The 17,456-nt window shown below is 65.8% G+C and carries 15 protein-coding genes; 8 read left to right on the top strand and 7 right to left on the bottom strand.

All coding sequences use genetic code 11. The features are described 5' to 3' along the window. The first annotated feature begins 64 nt into the window (after window positions 1-64). On the top strand, window positions 65-409 hold the full coding sequence (locus BM449_RS07015; RefSeq protein WP_071800639.1) for a hypothetical protein: 345 nt from the start codon (window positions 65-67) through the stop codon (window positions 407-409). 56 nt (window positions 410-465) lie between these two features. Next, window positions 466-993 carry a hypothetical protein gene (locus BM449_RS07010; protein ID WP_071800638.1) on the top strand — a complete coding sequence of 176 codons (528 nt, stop codon included), beginning with the start codon at window positions 466-468 and terminating at the stop codon, window positions 991-993. Here BM449_RS07010 and BM449_RS07005 read toward each other — a convergent pair. The 3 genes from BM449_RS07005 to BM449_RS06995 are packed head-to-tail and all read right to left on the bottom strand — an operon-like array spanning window position 947 to window position 7,103. Continuing rightward, window positions 947-2,056, bottom strand: coding sequence for an acetate kinase (locus tag BM449_RS07005; protein ID WP_233831193.1), 1,110 nt, complete (start codon window positions 2,054-2,056; stop codon window positions 947-949). The two genes, BM449_RS07010 and BM449_RS07005, sit on opposite strands and share 47 nt — an antisense overlap. Next, a complete protein-coding gene (locus BM449_RS07000; protein ID WP_071800636.1) occupies window positions 2,043-4,616 on the bottom strand; it encodes a glycogen/starch/alpha-glucan phosphorylase in 2,574 nt (857 codons plus the stop codon). Before BM449_RS07000 ends, BM449_RS07005 begins: the two co-directional genes overlap by 14 nt. A 51-nt stretch (window positions 4,617-4,667) precedes the next feature. Beyond that, window positions 4,668-7,103, bottom strand: coding sequence for a phosphoketolase family protein (locus tag BM449_RS06995; RefSeq protein WP_071800635.1), 2,436 nt, complete (start codon window positions 7,101-7,103; stop codon window positions 4,668-4,670). A 310-nt stretch (window positions 7,104-7,413) separates the two neighbouring features. Between BM449_RS06995 and BM449_RS06985 the strand changes: the two genes are divergently transcribed. Together BM449_RS06985 and BM449_RS06980 are read left to right on the top strand one after the other, a co-directional pair. Next, window positions 7,414-8,751 (top strand): cation:proton antiporter, encoded by a 1,338-nt coding sequence (locus BM449_RS06985; protein WP_071800633.1) that lies wholly within the window; start codon window positions 7,414-7,416, stop codon window positions 8,749-8,751. Continuing rightward, a complete protein-coding gene (locus BM449_RS06980) occupies window positions 8,732-9,271 on the top strand; it encodes a methyltransferase (protein ID WP_071800632.1) in 540 nt (179 codons plus the stop codon). Before BM449_RS06985 ends, BM449_RS06980 begins: the two co-directional genes overlap by 20 nt. A 7-nt stretch (window positions 9,272-9,278) precedes the next feature. Here BM449_RS06980 and BM449_RS06975 read toward each other — a convergent pair whose 3' ends face one another. Next, window positions 9,279-9,584, bottom strand: coding sequence for a hypothetical protein (locus BM449_RS06975; RefSeq protein ID WP_311134031.1), 306 nt, complete (start codon window positions 9,582-9,584; stop codon window positions 9,279-9,281). An 80-nt stretch (window positions 9,585-9,664) separates the two neighbouring features. Here BM449_RS06975 and BM449_RS06970 point away from each other — a divergent pair, with 80 nt between their 5' ends. Then, a complete protein-coding gene (locus tag BM449_RS06970) occupies window positions 9,665-10,540 on the top strand; it encodes an alpha/beta fold hydrolase (RefSeq protein WP_071802059.1) in 876 nt (291 codons plus the stop codon). A 19-nt stretch (window positions 10,541-10,559) separates the two neighbouring features. Next, window positions 10,560-11,480, top strand: coding sequence for a galactose mutarotase (locus BM449_RS06965; protein ID WP_071800631.1), 921 nt, complete (start codon window positions 10,560-10,562; stop codon window positions 11,478-11,480). Here BM449_RS06965 and BM449_RS06960 read toward each other — a convergent pair. After that, on the bottom strand, window positions 11,467-12,651 hold the full coding sequence (locus BM449_RS06960) for an FAD-binding oxidoreductase (RefSeq protein WP_071800630.1): 1,185 nt from the start codon (window positions 12,649-12,651) through the stop codon (window positions 11,467-11,469). The genes BM449_RS06965 and BM449_RS06960 overlap by 14 nt on opposite strands. A gap of 14 nt (window positions 12,652-12,665) precedes the next feature. Here BM449_RS06960 and BM449_RS06955 point away from each other — a divergent pair, with 14 nt between their 5' ends. Both BM449_RS06955 and BM449_RS06950 read left to right on the top strand, forming a co-directional pair. Beyond that, window positions 12,666-14,126, top strand: coding sequence for a four-carbon acid sugar kinase family protein (locus BM449_RS06955; RefSeq protein ID WP_071800629.1), 1,461 nt, complete (start codon window positions 12,666-12,668; stop codon window positions 14,124-14,126). A gap of 119 nt (window positions 14,127-14,245) precedes the next feature. Next, window positions 14,246-15,184, top strand: coding sequence for an IS481 family transposase (locus BM449_RS06950; RefSeq protein WP_071799672.1), 939 nt, complete (start codon window positions 14,246-14,248; stop codon window positions 15,182-15,184). 37 nt (window positions 15,185-15,221) lie between these two features. On the opposite strand, the gene BM449_RS06945 is transcribed toward BM449_RS06950, so the two are convergent. Together BM449_RS06945 and purF are read right to left on the bottom strand one after the other, a co-directional pair. Then, entirely contained in the window at window positions 15,222-15,833 is a 612-nt protein-coding gene (locus tag BM449_RS06945) for a DNA-3-methyladenine glycosylase I (protein ID WP_233831292.1), read from the bottom strand. Window positions 15,834-15,928: 95 nt separating this feature from the next. After that, window positions 15,929-17,359, bottom strand: a complete 1,431-nt coding sequence (purF, locus tag BM449_RS06940) for an amidophosphoribosyltransferase (RefSeq protein WP_222428268.1) — start codon at window positions 17,357-17,359, stop codon at window positions 15,929-15,931. Window positions 17,360-17,456: the final 97 nt, after the last annotated feature.

Genomic DNA, 17,456 nt, shown 5'->3' with positions numbered 1-17,456 from the left:
CTGTGGCGCTCTGCACAACCCAGTCACCGTGACTAACGTTGGTTCAGTCGTCCGTCCCTATCTGATGACCCAGCTCCACGATCTGCGGCTGCGGCTGCTGGTGCAGCAGGAAAGCGAGCGCATCGCCCGTAGCCAGCCCGCCGAACTGGACCTTTCTGTGGTGCAGGCACGCTGCCTCTGCTGGTTGGCCCTGCTCTCCGAAGCCCATGAAGATCAGGCCTCAGAGGCCGAGCGTCATGGCGACATGGGGCAGGCCATGGGTTGGTTTGCCGATTCGATGCGTTTGCGGGACGTGCTCCAGGTGGTGAGTTCGATCGAAATCCCTCTGCCAGCCGCCCAGGAGGAAACCTCCCACCACCGCTTGGAAGAAGGAGAGGGTGGAGCCGATTCCTGTCCTGGTCTGGCCTGATCGCTGAAAGCCTGCACGCAATGCCATGATGGAACCCGAAGGAAATAGGGAGCTCGGTGCCTGAAGAGCCCTGCCAATGTCCGGATTGTCAGCGTTTTTATCGGGAACATGACCGACTAATCCGCGAACATGCCACGCTGCGCCAGCAGCAGGAGCTCAACTGGGCTGCGTTGCAGTCGTTTCGCACCCTGGCAGGCCGGGTGTTGGAGGAGCTGCAGAAGGAACACGGGGAGGATGAAAGTGAGGCCACCGCGCCGCGCTCGATCAATGCCAGCGGAGGTCCGGCCGGCTCCGGCGCTGGTGCCGCTGCCCCTGGCGCAGCAGCCCCTGCTTCCCCAGGCAGCACAGCCGCTGACGAACCCGACGAGGTTCAGCAGGCGATTGCCGATCTCGAAAACATCAACGCCCATCTGTTCTCGATCGAAGCGCTGATGGAGCGCATCTTCGATGTGCGGGTACCGGAGGAAGTGGAGCAGAAATTCCGCGAGGTGGCCGGCGAACTGGCACCCGATCCGCTCAATGCTGACCGCTTGCGGCTCAATCGCCTGCTGCATCAGACCCCTGACCTGCCTGATCGTAGTTAGCACGCCGGCAGAGTCGATTGATCATCCCCTCCTCGTCGGCGGGAACCACCACCAAAGCAAAAGGCTCCAGCCAGGCCAGCCGTTCGGCCAGTTCGGACCTGATCATGGTGTCGTTTTCGCCGATCCCACCCGTCAGGGCGATCACATCAACACCGCCCAGGCTTGCCGCCATCGCGCCGATGCCCTGCAGCAGCCTGTGCAGGAAAACCTCCAGGGCCAGCGCGGCCCCGGCATGGTTTGTTGCTGCGGCCTCGCGCAGCTGGCGCATGTCACCGCTGAGACCCGAGAGGCCCCGCAGCCCACTCTCCTTCTGCAGCTGCCGCTCCAATTCCTCGACCGTCAGGCCGGCGCGGAGCTGGTGCAGCAGCAACCCCGGATCCACTGAGCCGCTGCGACTGGCCATCACCAGCCCTTCTAAAGGGGTGTAGCCCATCGTGGTGTCGATGCTGCGCCCATCGCGGATCGCCGCCAGCGAGCAGCCGGCGCCCAGGTGGCAGCTGATCAGCCTCAGGCCGGACGGATGGTGATGGCCGTGCTGGGCCATCACCACCTCGCTGATGTGCTGGTGGTTGAGGCCATGGAAACCGAAGCGGCGCAGGCCCGCCCAGCGCCAGGACTCCGGCACCGCATAGGTGAAAGCAGCCGGCTCCAAGGTGCTGTGAAAACCGGTGTCGAAGCAGGCCCACTGGGGCAGGGCCGGACGCCACTGCCGCAGCCAGCGGATTGCCGCCAGGGCGCCGGCGTTGTGGAGCGGCGCCAGGGGGATGAGGGCGCTGAGCTCCTCTTCCACCGCCGGTGTGATCAACGTCGGGGTCGTGAACCAGTCGCCGCCATGCACCACCCGGTGGGCGGCCAGACCGATCCGCTCCAACCAGGGCGCCAGGGCCTCAGGCAGCCAGGCATCCAAGCCAAGCAGCGGCCCGTCACCTCCTTGCCCGGATTCGAAGCTGGAGCTCTGCTGCCAGAGAGTGTCGCCGCCGGCATCGATCAGGCGGACCTTGAGGCTGGAGCTCCCCAGATTGAAGACGAGCACCAGATCCACGCCGGATTCAGGCTTCTCCAATGCTGTCGCTGTTTCCATTGCTGTCGCCATCCCCATCGATGGCACAACTGATCGTGACGGGGAAGGCATCGGCCTGCCAGATGCGCGTGGCGTACTCGCGGATCGAGCGGTCAGAGGAGAAGTAGCCGCTGCGGGCCGAATTCAGCAGCGACATCCGATTCCATTGCTCGCGGTCCGCCCAGGCGGCGCTGACCGCGTCCTGGGCGCGAAGGTAATCGGCGAAGTCGGCGAACAGGAAGAAGGGATCGCGGCCGGTGAGGTTGTCCAGCAAGGGCTTGAACAACTCCACATCGCCATTGCTGAAATGACCGAGCTTGATCAAGTGCAGCACCTCCGGCAATTCGGGGATCTCACCGATCAAGTCCCAGGGGCGGTAGCCGCCATCCCCGAGGCTTTCGATCTCCTCGGTGGTCTTGCCGAACAGGAAGAAGTTCTCCGCTCCCACCTGCTCGCGAATTTCCACATTCGCCCCGTCGAGGGTACCGATCGTGAGGGCACCATTCATGGCAAATTTCATATTTCCGGTGCCGGAAGCCTCCAGGCCGGCGGTGGAGATCTGCTCGGAGAGATCCGTGGCCGGATAGACCCGCTCGCCCAGCTTGACACTGTAATCAGGTAGAAAAACAACCCGCAGGCGCCCTTCCATATCAGGATCGGAGTTCACCATTTCGGCGACGCCGTTGATGAAGCGAATGATCAATTTGGCCAGGAAATAGCCAGGTGCTGCCTTACCACCGAAGATCACGGTGCGGGGGGCTTGGCCATCGGCCGTGCCGTTCTTGATGCGCAGGTACTGAACGATCACCTGCAGGGCATTGAGGTGCTGGCGCTTGTATTCGTGGATGCGCTTGACCTGCACATCGAACAGCGAGGAGGGATCCACCAACAGGCCGCTCTGGCGGTGAATGTAATCGGAAAGCCGCGTTTTAACAGCCAGTTTGGTCTGTCCCCAGCGCTCCAAAAAGCCTGGATCAGCAGCGAAGGGCTCCAGCTTCTTCAGTTCGGACAGATCGCGGATCCAGTTGGTGCCGATCGAGCCATCCAGCAGCTCGCGCAGCAACGGATTGGCCAGGGCGATCCAGCGCCTGGGCGTGACGCCATTGGTGACGTTGATGAACTTGTCAGGCCAGAGGGTGGCGTAGTCAGGAAACAGCTGGGTGCGCACGAGTTCGCTGTGCAGGGCCGCCACCCCGTTGACGTGGTGAGAGCCCACCGTGGCCAAGTTGGCCATCCGCACCGCCTTGTTGCCGCCTTCGTCGATGATCGACACACTGCGCAGGAGCCGATCATTGCCGGGGTACTTGAGGCGCACCTGTTGCAGGAAGCGTCGGTTGATCTCAAAGATCAACTCCAGGTGGCGGGGCAGCAGGCTGCCGAACAGATCAAGGCCCCATTTCTCCAGGGCCTCCGGCAGCAAGGTGTGGTTGGTGTAAGCCAGCGAGCGGGTGGTGATCGACCAGGCCTCTTCCCAGCTCAGGTGCTTCTCATCGAGCAGCAGCCGCATCAGCTCGGCGACGGCGATCGAGGGATGGGTGTCGTTGAGCTGCACCGCCCAGTGATCGGGAAATTCGCTGACGGGCAACTGGCGCAGATCGAGGCTGCGCAGCATGTCCTGGAGGCTGCAGCTCACAAAGAAGTGCTGCTGCTTGAGCCGCAGGCGCCGGCCCTCCGCGGTGCCGTCATTGGGGTAGAGCACCTTGGAGAGGTTCTCCATGCTCACCTTCTCCTGCACGGCGCCGTCGTAATCGCCGATGTTGAAGGCGTAGAAATCGAAGTTCTCGGTGGCTTCAGCCCGCCACAAGCGCAGCCGGTTGCAGGTGTTGACCTGGTAGCCCAGCACCGGCACATCGTGGGGGATGCCGATCGCATGTTCGCCGGGAATCCAGCGCACCCGCTCGTGGCCCCGTTCATCGCGGTAGACCTCGGTGTGGCCGCCGAAGCCCACATAGCAGGCCTGATCAGGGTGCGGCAGTTCCCAGGGCCAGCCGGCCTTGAGCCATTTGTCGGTGACCTCCACCTGCCAGCCATCACGGATCAGCTGATCGAAGATGCCGAACTCGTAGCGGATGCCGTAGCCCGTGGCGGGGATCTCCAGGCTGGAGAGGGATTCGAGATAACAGGCCGCCAGACGGCCGAGACCGCCGTTCCCCAGCCCCGGCTCTTCTTCCACTTCCAGGATCGACTCAAAATCGGTGATGCCGAAGCGTTGCAACGCCTCGGAAGCCGCTTCGCGGATGCCGAGCATCAGCAGGTTGTTGCCCAGCTGCGGACCGATCAGGAACTCGGCCGAGAGATAGGCCACCACCCGGGTGGGCGTGGCGCTGATCGCTTCGATTCCCGCGAGGTAGCGGGTCATCAGCCTGTCGCGAACCGCGTAGCTGAGCGCCAGGTAGAAGTCGTGGTGGTTGGCCGTCGGGGCGAGCTTGCCGAGCGTGAAGAACAGGTGCTCGGTCATGCCCTCGAACAACCCGTCGGCGCTGAGCCCGATGCGCTCCTCGTCCTTGAGGCAGCCCGGCGTGGGCAGGATCAGTTGACGGGGAGCGCTATCGATAGGGGTCATGGAGAAACGGGGCTGGCAAAGGGGAAGGGAGAAAACGGGGCCGGGTAAGACTTAGCCGGGCGCCTCGGTGCCAGCTCCCAGCCCCCAGCGCCAACCGGTGATTTCGGCAGAGTCCATGCCATGGATGTGGGCATGGGCACGGTGCCGAAGGATCTCCTCCTTCATGCGCTCCTTGACATGGGCAGCGCGGGAGCCCAGCGATGGCACCCGGTCGATCACGTCGATCACCAGGTTGAAGCGGTCGATCTGGTTGTTCATCGCCAACTCCAGTGGGGTGTTGATGTTGCCCTTTTCCTTGTAGCCGCGCACATGCATATTGGCGTGGTTGGTGCGCCGGTAGGCCAGACGGTGAATCAGCCACGGATAGCCGTGGAAGTTGAAGATCACCGGCTTGTCGGTGGTGAACAGGCTGTCGAAATCGCGATCCGACAGCCCGTGGGGATGCTCGCTCGGCTCGCAGAGGGCGAACAGCTTGACCACGTTCAGCACCCGGATCCTCAGGGTCGGGATCTCGCGGTGCAGGATCTCCACGGCCGCCAGCACCTCCTTGGTGGGAATGTCGCCGGCGCAGGCCATCACCACATCGGGTTCATCCGGCTCTTCGGCGCGGTCATCGTTGCTGGCCCAGCTCCAGAGGCCGATGCCCTTGGCCACATGCTGGCGGGCCTGCTCGATGGTGAGGTATTGGAGGTGCTTCTGCTTGTCAGAAACAATGATGTTGCACACGTTCGTTTCCAGGAACGCCTCTTCGGCCACCGCTAGCAGGCTGTTGGCATCGGCCGGCAGATACACCCGCACCACCTCGCCGCTCTTGTTGCCGGCCAGGTCGATGAAGCCCGGGTCTTGGTGGGTGAAGCCGTTGTGATCCTGCCGCCAGACCGTGGAGGAGATCAGGCAGTTCCAGGCACCGATCGGTGCGCGCCAGGTGGCGTGGTGGATGCAGGATTCCAGCCATTTGGCGTGCTGGTTGAACATCGAGGCGATCACGTGGGCGAAGGCCTCGTAGGTGTGGAAGAAGCCGTGGCGACCGGTGAGCAGGTAGCCCTCCATCATTCCCACCAGGGTGTGCTCCGAGAGCATCTCCACCACCCGGCCGTTGCGGGCCAGCTCGCTACCGCCGGCATCTTCCGGCAGCAGCTCCTCCATCCACACCTTCTTGCTCACCTCATAAATCGCCTGTAGGCGATTGGAGGCGGTTTCATCGGGGCCGAACACCCGCATCCCGTCGGGATTGCGGACGATGGTGTCGCGCAGCAGTTCACCGAGCGGGTAGGTGTTCTCGTGCTCGCTCTGGCCGGGGTGCTCCACCGCCACCGCATAGGCCTCGATCGGTGGCAGGCGCAGCTTGCGGCGCAGCAGGCCGCCATTGGCATGCGGGCTCGATCCCATCCGCCTGGAGCCCTTGGGCGAAAGGGCCTGGAGCTCGGCGATCAAGGTGCCGCCGGCATCGAACAGTTCGTCGGGGCGGTAGCTCCGCAGCCAGGTCTCGAGCATCTGCAACTGCTCGGGATCCTTGTTGGGCGCCGGCAGCGGCACCTGGTGCGAGCGCCAGAAGCCCTCCAGTTTCTTGCCATGCAGTTCGCTGGGGCCCGTCCAGCCCTTGGGGGAGCGCAGCACGATCATCGGCCAGGCCGGCCGCACGGCCTCACCGCTACGGCGGGCCTGCTGGCGGATCGCCAGGATCTGGCTGACGGCCGTATCCATCGCCGCGGCCATCGCCTGGTGCATCGCCTCGGGCTCATGCCCCTCGACGAACAGCGGATTCCAGCCGTAGCCCCGCATCAGATGCTCCAGCTCCTGGTGGCCGATCCGGGCCAGCAGGCTGGGGTTGGCGATCTTGTAGCCGTTCAGGTGCAGCACCGGCAGCACGGCGCCGTCGCTGATCGGGTTGAGGAACTTGTTGATGTGCCAGGAGGTGGCCAAAGGGCCGGTTTCGGCCTCGCCATCACCGACGCAGGCCAGGGCGATCAGGTCGGGGTTGTCGAAGACGGCGCCACAGGCGTGGGAGAGCACGTAACCGAGTTCACCGCCCTCATGGATCGAGCCGGGCGTTTCCGGGGTGCAGTGGCTGCCGATGTGGCCGGGGAAGGAGAACTGCTTGAAAAAGCTGCGCATCCCTTCCGCGTCCTGGGATTTGTCGGGATAGATCTCGCTGTAGCTGCCGTCGAGGTAGGTGGGTCCGAGCACGCCGGGGGCACCATGGCCAGGCCCCGACAGGTAGATCATGTCGAGATCGTTGGCCTGGATCAGCCGGTTGGCGTGGGCCCAGATGAACGCCTGACCAGGACTCGAGCCCCAGTGGCCGAGCAGCCGGTTCTTGATGTGCTCCGGGACAAGCGGTTCGCGCAGCAGGGGGTTGTCCTGGAGGTAGATCATGCCCACAGCCAGGTAGTTGGCCGCGCGCCACCAGGCATCGACCAGGCTGAGTTCCTCTGTGCCCAGGGGAGCCGTTTCGCGGGAAAGATCCGTGGTGAGGCTTTTTGTCATGGGAATGGCGGCAGGGGAGACAGTTGATCAGGGCTTGGCTGGCTCAAGCCCTGATCAACTTTTGGCAAAACGGGTGAGCCTTCAGCATCCCTGGCCTGGCTCTTGGCTGCATGAAACATCAGCTTTTTCGGACTGGGCAGCCCGATCACGGCGGATCCATCGCCGGCGGCGTCCCGTTGCACTGCGCCCATGCAGGCAAGCCCATCAAACAACGCCCATGGCTTGTTCGCAGGGCTGGACGGTCAGCTCGCTGGCAAACACCCTAAGGTCGCCGCATTTCCAACTCCCACCCAGGGTGTCAGCTGGCTGAATGATCGTTCCTTCCCTATTGCTCGAACTGGGCAACCACCAAATAGAAGTGGCCGAAACCCTGATCGGGGTCGGTCGCTTTCTGGTGATCTTTGTGGCGGCCCGCGCCCTCGCTGAACTGCTGGTGCGCTTCCAGCTGCCCACCATCCTTGGCGAACTGGTGGCGGGTGTGTTGATCGGCGCCTCCGGGCTCCATCTGGTGGTACCACCGGAAACCCACGCGGAACTGAACCAGGGTCTGATCCGGCTGGTGAGCACCCTCTCCGCCATCCCGCCTGACTCGGTCCAGCCGATCTACGACGAGACCTTCCCGATCCTGCAGGGGGTTTCGACCCTCGGCCTCTACGCCCTGCTCTTTCTCACCGGCCTCGAAAGTGAGCTCGATGAACTGGTCGCCGTCGGCGCCCAGGCCTCGACGGTGGCCCTCGCCGGTGTGGTGTTGCCGTTTGCCCTGGGCACCTTCGGCCTGATGGCGATCTTCCAGGTGGATCTGATCCCGGCGGTGTTCGCCGGCGCCTCGATGACAGCGACGAGCATCGGCATCACCGCCAGCGTCTTCGGCGAACTCAAATACCTGAAAACCCGCGAGGGTCAGATCGTGATCGGCGCCGCCGTGCTCGATGACATCCTCGGCATCGTCATCCTGGCGGTGGTGGTGGCACTGGCCGGTGGCGGCCAGCTGGAAATCGGTCCGATCGTCAAGCTCTGCATCGCAGCGGCGCTGTTCGTGGTGGTGGCCCTGGCCCTGAGCCGCACCGCCGCACCGGCCTTCGACTGGGTGCTCGATCAGCTCAAGGCACCGGGCGAAGTGATCGTGGCCTCCTTCCTGGTGCTCTGTCTGTGTTGCTTCGCCGCCACGGCGATCGGCCTGGAGGCCGCCCTGGGCGCCTTCGCCGCTGGCTTGATCCTGAGTGGCTCGAAGCGCACCCACGCCATTCAGACCGCCGTGGTTCCGCTGGTGTCGCTATTCGCGACGATTTTCTTCGTGCTGATCGGCACCAGCATGGATCTTTCGGTGATCAACCCGGCCGACCCCGCCAACCGCTCCGGCCTGGTGATTGCGGCCTTCCTGTTCGTGGTGGCCGTTCTCGGCAAGCTGGCGTCGGGCTGGAGCTTCGTGAGCGACAAGCCCACCAATCGCCTGGTGGTGGGGCTGGGCATGATGCCCCGCGGCGAGGTGGGACTGATCTTTCTGGGCCTGGGCACCAGCGCTGGACTGCTCACCCCGTCGCTGGAGGCGGCCGTGCTGCTGATGGTGATCGGCACCACCTTCCTGGCGCCGGTTCTGCTCAGACTGGTCTTGAGCCGCAAGACCGACGTTGCCGAACAACCTGCCTGAGGCCTTTCAAGGCTGGGGCCTGAGCTGGGCAGGCCTGCGCGACAACCGCCAGGGCGAATGGTGGCTGGCCGCCCAGGGCGTGCTCATCCTTCTCAACCTCCTGCCGGCCACCCCGGCGCCGTTATCGCTGGGATTGGTGTGGCCCTGGCCCCTGGCGCTGGTGGGCTGGAGCCTGCTGGCGATCGGCCTGCTGCTGGCCGCCGCAGCCTTCCTGCGCCTGGGGTCGAGCCTCAGCCCGTTGCCTGACCCGAAACCCGGCGCTGGCCTGGTCACCAGCGGCGCCTACGGCCGCTGCCGCCACCCGCTGTATCAGGCGGTGCTGATCTGCGGCCTCGGGTTGAGCCTGGCGCTGGGCAGCTTGCTGCACCTGGCCCTGTTGCTCGCCCTCATTGCGGTGCTCGGCGGCAAAGCCAGGCGCGAGGAGCGGGGTCTGATCGCCCAGCATCCCGCCTACGCCAGCTACAGAGCCGAAACCGCCGCGATCATTCCCGGCCTGCCCTGGCTCGACTGGCGCCATTGAGCCGGATTCAATCGTCCTGGCTGCGGCTGGCCAGGCTCCAGAAAGCACCAGCCAGCACAGCCATTAGTCCGAGGCTGGCGCCCCAGCTGGGACCAAGCAGCACGCTCAGGGCCAGCTGGGTGAGGGCACCCACCGCCAGGGCCAGGGCCACGCTGCTGAGCAGCAGGGCGATCTGGCGCAGACCTTCGCTGAGCGTGCCCTCCGCCAGGGCCGCCTCCAGCCGCCTCAATGGCACGGAAAGCGGCAGGTAGAGCGCCAGGGCCCAGAGAGCCGTTCCTGGCAACAGGCTGGACCAATCGAGCAAGGAACGCACCCCGGGGATGGATCCTTAGCATCGACCACCCGACCTGGCCCGTGTTGTCCATCGATCTGTTGTCCATCGATCGGTTGTCCATCGATCGAGCGGAGGGCTGGACCTTTCACGGCCATCCCGTCCACAGCGTCTGCCAGGCACCGGCCCAGCCCGAAGGTCCGGCCGTCCTGCTGGTTCATGGCTTCGGCGCCTCCACCGACCACTGGCGCTTCAACATCCCCGTGCTGGCCGAGCAGCACGAGGTGCATGCCATCGACCTGATCGGCTTCGGCCGCAGTGCCAAGCCTGTGGGTCTGCCCTACGGCGGCGGCCTCTGGCGTGACCAGCTGGTGGCCTATGTGAACGAGCGGATCGGCCGGCCCACCGTGTTGGTGGGTAATTCCCTGGGCGGCTTCGCCGTGCTCGCCGCCGGTGCCGCCCTGGGCCCCCAAGCCGCCGGGGTGGTGCTGATCAATGCAGCCGGACCGTTCAGTGATGAAAAAGCCGAACCGGGCGGCTGGGGCGCCATCGCACGCCGCACGATCGGCGGCGCCCTGCTACGCAGCCCGGTGCTGCAGCGGTTGCTGTTCGAAAACCTGCGGCGACCGGCGACGATCCGCCGCACCTTGAACCAGGTCTATATCGATCGCACCAACGTCGACGACGCCCTGGTGGAGGCGATCCGGCGGCCGTCACTCGACCCTGGGGCCTTCGGTGTCTTCCGCACCGTCTTCGACATCCCCCGCGGCCAGCCGCTCGATGAACTGTTCGCCGAGCTGCAGGCCCCCCTGCTGTTGCTCTGGGGCATCCGCGATCCCTGGATCAATGCCGTCGGCCGGCGCGGCGACTTCCAGCGCCACGCCCCTGCCGCCACCACCGAGGTGGTGCTGGAGGCTGGCCACTGCCCCCACGACGAGGTGCCCGATCAGGTGAACGCCGCCCTGCTGGAGTGGCTCGCCAAGCTGGAGTTGGCCTGAGAGATCCGAGATCACCGCGATGCCGTTGCTCCAACGCGACACGCCCTATCCCCACTGGCAGTACGAGGATCCACTCAGCGGCGACCTGCTCCGGGTCGTGCCCGAGCGGGGCGGGCTGCTGAGCGGCTGGCGCTGCTCTGGCCATGAGCTGCTCTACCTGGATCAGGCCCGCTTCGCCGAGCCGGCCCTGTCGGTGCGGGGGGGAATCCCGGTTCTATTCCCGATCTGCGGCAACCTACCGGGCGACCGGCTGCCCTTACCCCAGGGCGATTTTGAGCTCAAGCAACACGGCTTTGCCCGGGATCTGCCCTGGCAGCTCGCCCCGCTTGAGCCCGCAGGTGGCAAGGGCGGTGGGGTGGAGCTGAGCCTCACTGACACAGCCGCGACCCTGGCCGCTTTCCCGTTTCGCTTCCACCTGCAACTGGCCTATCGCCTCGAAGCGGCGGCCCTGGCGATCAAGGTGCGGATCGAGAACTGCGGCGACGAGCCGATGCCCTACAGCTTCGGCCTCCACCCCTATTTCAATGTCTCGGGTTTGCAGGCCCCGGGGCTGGCCACAGCCGAGGCGGCTGGTGAAGAGGCAGCCAGTGGAAACGCTCTGCGGCTGGAGGGATTGCCCGAACACTGTTTCAACCACCTGACCATGGCCGAGGAGGCCACCGCGCCCCAGCTGCAGCGGCTGGCGGTTGGCGTCGACCTGCTGGCCGCCCCTGCAGGAGCCGTGCGGCTGCTGGATCCCGCCGCCGGCCTCGCCCTTGAGTTGCAGCCCACACCCCCCTTCGATCTGGCGGTGATCTGGACCGAACCGCCGCGGTCGATGCTCTGCCTCGAGCCCTGGACCGCTCCACGCGGCGCCTTAGTCAGTGGCGACCGTCGCCTGGTGGTGCCCGCCGGCGGCGTGCAGAGGCTGCAGTGCCGCTACGCCCTCAGGCTGCTTTGAGCACCCCGGGCAGGCGGCCGCGGGCCAGCTGCTGCTTCGGATCGAACTCCCGCTTCACCGCTTCAATCAGGGCGCGTGAGGGGGCATCGCTCCAGGCGGGCACTGCCGTGGACTGCGGTTGTTGCAGCACGGTCAGGTAGCCGCCGTGCCGGCAGCAGAGCCGGCGCAGCTCCTCCACCCGGTAGGCGGGCAGGGCTTCGGCGGTGGCCCAGGCGTAACCGAGGCCACTGCCGGCGCCCAGCACCAGCGGAAGATCGCGCAGGGCGCGGTCGGCCAGCAGCTCGCTGGCATGGCTGGGCAACAGCCCGAGGCGCAGCAGCCAACCCTGGGCGCTGCGCTCGCCGAGGGCCACGGCCCGCAAGGCTTCGAGCCGTTCGGGATCGAGGCGCTGGCCGTGCAGGCCCAGCGCCTCGGCCCGGCCCTGGATCTCCGTGCTCTGGTCGGCAAGGGCCTCGGCGCTGACGCTGGCCAGGCTGAGCAACAAAGCATTCTTCGGCTCACGGGCCGCCCGCAGGCTCAGGGCCGGGCTCCACCAGTCGATCAACTCCGGCGTGAGGCTGGAGCGCAGCAGCCAGCGGCGCAGGCCATCGAGGGCTTCGAGCGGTCCCTGCAGCAGCAGGCCCCGCCGCTGGGGGGGCATCGGGGTGGTGCGCAGGGTCAGTTCGGTGATCAGGCCGAGGGACCCCCAGCTGCCGGTGAACAGCCGCATCAGGTCGTAGCCGGCCACATTCTTGACCACCTTTCCGCCGGCCCGTGCCGCGACCCCATCGGTTCGCATCAGGCCGATGCCGATCAGTTGATCGCGCACACCGAGGTAGCGATGGCAGAGCCCACCGGCCAGGCCGCGGGCCACCAGGCCGCCGACCGAGCCGGCCCCCGAGCCATCGGCCTCACTGCCCCAGGGCCAGTCGATCGCCAGCCACTGCCCGTGGCTCCAGAGCGTTTCCTGCAGCTGGCGCAGCGGTGTGCCGGCTTCGACGGTCACGGTGAAGTCACCGACGGCGTGGTCGAGGATGCGGTTGAGGCGCTGGCAGCTGACAACGGTGGCCGTGTCCTGCACGGCGGGTCCCCAGCCCAGGCGGCTGCCGAAGCCAGCCGGCAGCCAGGGGGTCGCCTGGCCATGCAGCTGCCGCACCAGCTCGCTCAGTTCGTGGGGCTCAGGCGTGATCACGGCACGATGGTGCCATGGCGCATGGAGTAGCGAATGGAGTGCCGGCCCTGAAGATTGTCGTGATCGACGACGATCCCACCGGTTCGCAGACGGTGCACAGCTGCCCGCTGCTGTTGCGCTGGGATCGGCCGACCCTGCTGGCCGGCCTGCGGGATCCCTCCCCCCTGGTCTTCCTGCTGGCCGACACCCGCGCCCTGGGCCCGGCGGCGGCGGCGGCCCGGGTGCGCCAGATCTGCCGGGCCCTGAAACCGGCCCTGGCCGAAGCCGGTCTGGAGCAGTGGCTGCTGGTGAGCCGCGGTGACTCCACCCTGCGGGGTCACTTCCCGCTGGAGGTGGAGGTGATCGAGCAGGAGCTCGGCCCCTTCGATGCCACCTTGCTGGTTCCGGCCTTCGTGGAGGGCGGACGCACCACGGTGGAGGGGGTGCACCTGCTGCACGGTGAACCGGTGCACCACTCCCCCTTTGCCGCCGACAGCCGCTTCAGCTACGCCACCAGCTTTCTGCCCGACTGGGCGGAAGCCAAGAGTGGCGGAAGGCGGAAGGCGGCCCAGGTGGGCAGGATCGGCCTGGCGGAACTGGAGCCCGCGAACGCCATTGGGCTCAGCGCCCGACTGGCGGCCTTGGCCGGCAACCCGCTGCTGGTGGTGGATGCGGAGAAGCCTGAGCAGCTCAGGGCCCTGGGGGCGGCGCTGCGCCAGGTGGTGCGGCCGGTGCCGTTGCCTGGCCGGGAGGGGCCGCGGCCGCGGCGCTTGCTACTGCAATCGGCGGCCAGCCTGCTGAATGGCCTGGCAAACCTGCCACCTCAACCGCTGGAGCCCGCGGCCCTGGCCCAGCTGCGCCGCAGTGGAGCACCGGGTGCCGTGCTAGTGGGCTCCTGGGTGCCGCTCAGCAACCGGCAACTGCAGGAGCTGCTGCTGGAGCCGGCTTGTTTGGGCGTGGAGCTGCCGGTGACGCGGGTGCTTGCAGCGTTGCGCAAGGCGCACACGGCCAGCGCGGAAAGCCTCGGTGGCGAGCAAGAGCGGGATCTGGAGTTGGATCGGGACCTGGAACTTGAGCTGGAATTGGAACTTGAGCTTGCTGAAGTGATGGCCAACGTCATCGCCGCTGGCCGCACGCCGGTGCTTTTCACCAGCCGGGGGGAGGCTATTTGCCACGACGCCGAGGAACGCCAACGGCTGGGCCGGGCTCTGGCGCTTCAGATCGCCCGCCTGGCCGCCCGGCTCCCCGTCGAGCTGAGCTATCTGATCAGCAAAGGAGGAACCACCAGCCAGACGCTCCTGAGCTCCGGCCTCGACCTGGGCACGGTGCGGCTGGAGGGTCAATTGCTGCCAGGGCTGTCACTGCTGCGGCTGCCAGCCGATCACCCGCTCTTCCCCGCCCTGCCCCTGCTCACCTTTCCGGGCAACCTCGGCACAGCCGGCACCCTGCGCCAGGCCTGGCGGCGCATGCAAGGTTTCGATGACTTGCCGCCCTGATCAGCAGCAGATCGATCCATGGGGCTTAACTGTGTAGTCCCACCACGTTGTTCAGCTGACAAGGGGGTGTGAGGTCGCCAGGGTCGGAGTGTCACCACCGTCCCAAGACCTCACACACCATGCATAGCCACCCTCTGGCCCGACTGACACCCATCAGTCGGGAACGGCTCATCCGCCGGCATCTCGATGAAGGCGTGCCACTCAAAGCCCTTGCAGCACAAGCCGGGATCAGCCTGCGTACGGCCTACAAGTGGCTCTCCAGGTTTCGAGCAGGCGGCGTAGCGGCACTGGCGGATCGACGGAGTGTTCGCCGCAGCCAGCGGCGGACGCTCGATCCGCAGCAACTCCAGCAGGCTGTAGACCTGCGGCACCAGCGCTGCACGCTCCGCCGCATCGCCAGGGCTCTCTGTGCGCCCCTCTCCACCGTTGGTCGGCTCATGAAGGGCCTGGGCCTGGGACGCCTGAAGAACCTTGACCCCAAACGTCTTGTTCGTCGCTACCAGTGGGAGCGCCCCGGGGACATGATCCATGTCGACATCAAACAGCTGGCCAGGTTTGAGCGGGTCGGCCACCGCATCACCGGCGACCGTCGTCAAGGCTCCTCCCGAGGTGCCGGCTACGAGAAGGTACATGTCGCGATCGACGACGCCACCCGCCTGGCTTACGTCGAGGTGCTCGCAGACGAGCAGAAGGCGACAACCGTTGGCTTCCTGGCCCGTGCCGTCGGATGGTTTTCTGAACAGGGGATCACCTGTCGCCGGATCCTCTCGGACAACGGCCCCTCCTATCGCTCGGATGACTGGCGAAAAGCCTGTCGGGCTCTGGATCTGAAACCCATCCGCACCAAGCCCTACACCCCGCAGACCAACGGCAAGGCCGAACGGTTCATCAAAACCATCTTGTCGGAATGGGCCTATGTGATCGCCTACCAAACATCGGATGAACGCAACCGCTGGCTACCCCGCTATCTGGGGATCTATAACGGCAGCAGGTGCCACATGGCTCTCGGTGGCCTCACTCCTCAGCAATGCCTCCAGCGGCTGCTGATCGCTGAATGACCTGGTGAGAAAGCACACTTAACCAGCAGCGGTTCAGTCAGAGACGGCAGGAAGCCGGCCGCACAAAGCCAGCCCGCAGCTCCTCAACGGCGGCAAAGCTGGCGCATCCCTCCAGGTGATCATTCACCAGTCCACAGGCCTGCATCAGGGCATAGGCCGTGGTCGGGCCAACGAACATCCAGCCCCGTGCCTTGAGGTCGGCACTCAGGGCCTTGGACGTGCGGGTGCTGCTGGAAAGGGGGGAATGGGCGGGCGCGCTGCCGAGATCGGGCTCCCGACCAGGCGGCTCCCACTGCCAGAGGTAGGCGGCCAGGCTGCCGTAGGCCTCCACCAGCTCCAGGGCGCGGCGGGCGTTGTGGATGGTGGCCTTGATCTTGCCGCGGTGGCGGATGATGCCCGCATTGCCGAGCAGACGGGCCACGGCCGGGCCGTCGTTGTAGGCGGCGATCCTGGTGAAGTCGAAGCCATCGAAGGCCTCGCGGAAATTCTCGCGTTTGCGCAGGATGGTGAGCCAGGAGAGGCCCGATTGAAAGCCCTCCAGGCAGATCTTTTCGAACAAGCGTTGGTCGTCACGGGTGGGGTGGCCCCATTCGTGGTCGTGGTAGTGGCGATAGTCAGGGTGCCTGGCGCCCCACCAACAGCGGCAGATACCGTCATCGGCTGTGAGCAGAAACCCTTGATCGGAACCGTTTTCCAGGTCGATGCTTCTCGTCGAAGTGGTTGATCTAAACGGGTGTGGTTGTTCTAGACCGTGGCCGCAATACCGGCCGGTTCGAGCATCAGCTTGCTGGAGCGAATTGAATCATCCATCGGAATCGGGTAATTGCCATCGAAGCAGGCGGTGCAGAAGTTGGCGGCCTTGTCGTGGGCGGCCTCGAGCATGCCGGCCTGGCTCAGGTAGGCCAGGGAGTCGACCCCCAGATGCGCGGTGATCTCTTCGAGGGTGTAGCGGGCGGCAATCAGTTGCTCCTGGTTGTCGGTGTCGATGCCGTAGAAGCAGGGATGGGTGACGGGCGGTGAGCTGATGCGCATGTGCACCTCCGTGGCACCGGCCTCGCGCAGGGCCTGCACCAGCTTGCGGCTTGTGGTGCCACGCACGATCGAGTCATCGATCACCACCACCCGCTTGCCGGCCAGCACATCGGGCAGGGGATTGAGCTTGACGCGAATACCCGCCTCCCGCATCGCCTGGGTGGGCTGGATGAAGGTGCGGCCGACATAGCGATTTTTGATCAGGCCATCGGCATAGGGAATGCCACTGGCCTTGGAGAAACCGATCGCCGCTGGAATGCCGGAATCGGGAACCCCGATCACGATATCGGCCTCCACCTCTGATTCTTTGGCGAGCACCATGCCGATGCGGTGGCGGTAGCTGTAGAGCGATTCGCCGAAAAAGCGACTGTCCGGGCGGGCGAAGTAGATCATCTCGAACACGCACAACTTGGCGGGTTCCTCAATCCAGCGCTGCCGCAGTGGCACCGACTCACCGGCCTGGAAATGAATCAGCTCACCGGGTGCCACATCACCGTCATAGGAAGCGCCGATGATGTCGAGACCGCAGGATTCGCTGCTCACCACCCACTGGCCCTCGTGCTTTTCGCCGATGTGACCGAACACCAAAGGACGCACCCCGTAACCATCACGCAACGCAAACAGCCCTTCCGGCGTACCGATTGCCAGGCTGAAGGCACCACGGCACTGGCTTGCCGCCGCCTTGATCGCCGCCTCCCAGCCCAGACCCCCATCCACCGCCTCCTGGAGCGCAAAGGCGATCAGCTCGGAATCGGTGGTGGAGGTGAATTCACCGGCGAGGTGGTCGAGCGAGCTGCGCAGCTCGGTGGCGTTGACCAGATTGCCGTTGTGGGCCAGGGCGAAGGGGCCCAGCCGGGTCATCAGCACCACGGGCTGGGCATTGCAGACCTTGCTGCTGCCGGTGGTGGAATAGCGGTTGTGGCCGATCGCCAGGTCGCCGGGCATGCGCTCCAGCACGTCCTGATCGAACACCTGGCTGACCAGGCCCATGTCCTTGTGCAGCCTGATCTTGGCGCCGTTGAACACGGCGATGCCAGCCGATTCCTGGCCGCGGTGCTGCAGGGCGTAGAGGCCGAAGTAGGTGAGGTTGGCCACCGGCTGGCCGGGGGCGTAAACGGCGAAGACGCCGCAGGCCTCCTCCATCCGGTCGGGCCGCTCGGGCAGATCGGGACGTTCGGCCGGCTCGGGCTGGTGAAGCCTGGGGTGCGCAGAAGCCACAGGCCCGTTCACCATGAAAGTG

Origin of the sequence: Synechococcus sp. SynAce01 (assembly GCF_001885215.1) — a bacterium.
GTDB lineage: Bacteria > Cyanobacteriota > Cyanobacteriia > PCC-6307 > Cyanobiaceae > Regnicoccus > Regnicoccus frigidus.
Note: the sequence above shows the minus strand (reverse complement) of the source record. Positions and strands in the feature narration are given on the sequence as shown.

What these genes read in the sequence shown, in the direction of transcription:
- BM449_RS06955 (WP_071800629.1), top strand. Translation starts at nt 12,666, where the DNA reads ATGGCGCATGGAGTAGCGAATGGAGTGCCGGCCCTGAAGATTGTCGTG.
- BM449_RS06965 (WP_071800631.1), top strand. Translation starts at nt 10,560, where the DNA reads ATGCCGTTGCTCCAACGCGACACGCCCTATCCCCACTGGCAGTACGAG.
- BM449_RS06950 (WP_071799672.1), top strand. Translation starts at nt 14,246, where the DNA reads ATGCATAGCCACCCTCTGGCCCGACTGACACCCATCAGTCGGGAACGG.
- BM449_RS07015 (WP_071800639.1), top strand. Translation starts at nt 65, where the DNA reads ATGACCCAGCTCCACGATCTGCGGCTGCGGCTGCTGGTGCAGCAGGAA.
- BM449_RS07000 (WP_071800636.1), bottom strand. Translation starts at nt 4,616, where the DNA reads ATGACCCCTATCGATAGCGCTCCCCGTCAACTGATCCTGCCCACGCCG.
- purF (WP_222428268.1), bottom strand. Translation starts at nt 17,359, where the DNA reads ATGGAGGAGGCCTGCGGCGTCTTCGCCGTTTACGCCCCCGGCCAGCCG.
- BM449_RS06995 (WP_071800635.1), bottom strand. Translation starts at nt 7,103, where the DNA reads ATGACAAAAAGCCTCACCACGGATCTTTCCCGCGAAACGGCTCCCCTG.
- BM449_RS06985 (WP_071800633.1), top strand. Translation starts at nt 7,414, where the DNA reads ATGATCGTTCCTTCCCTATTGCTCGAACTGGGCAACCACCAAATAGAA.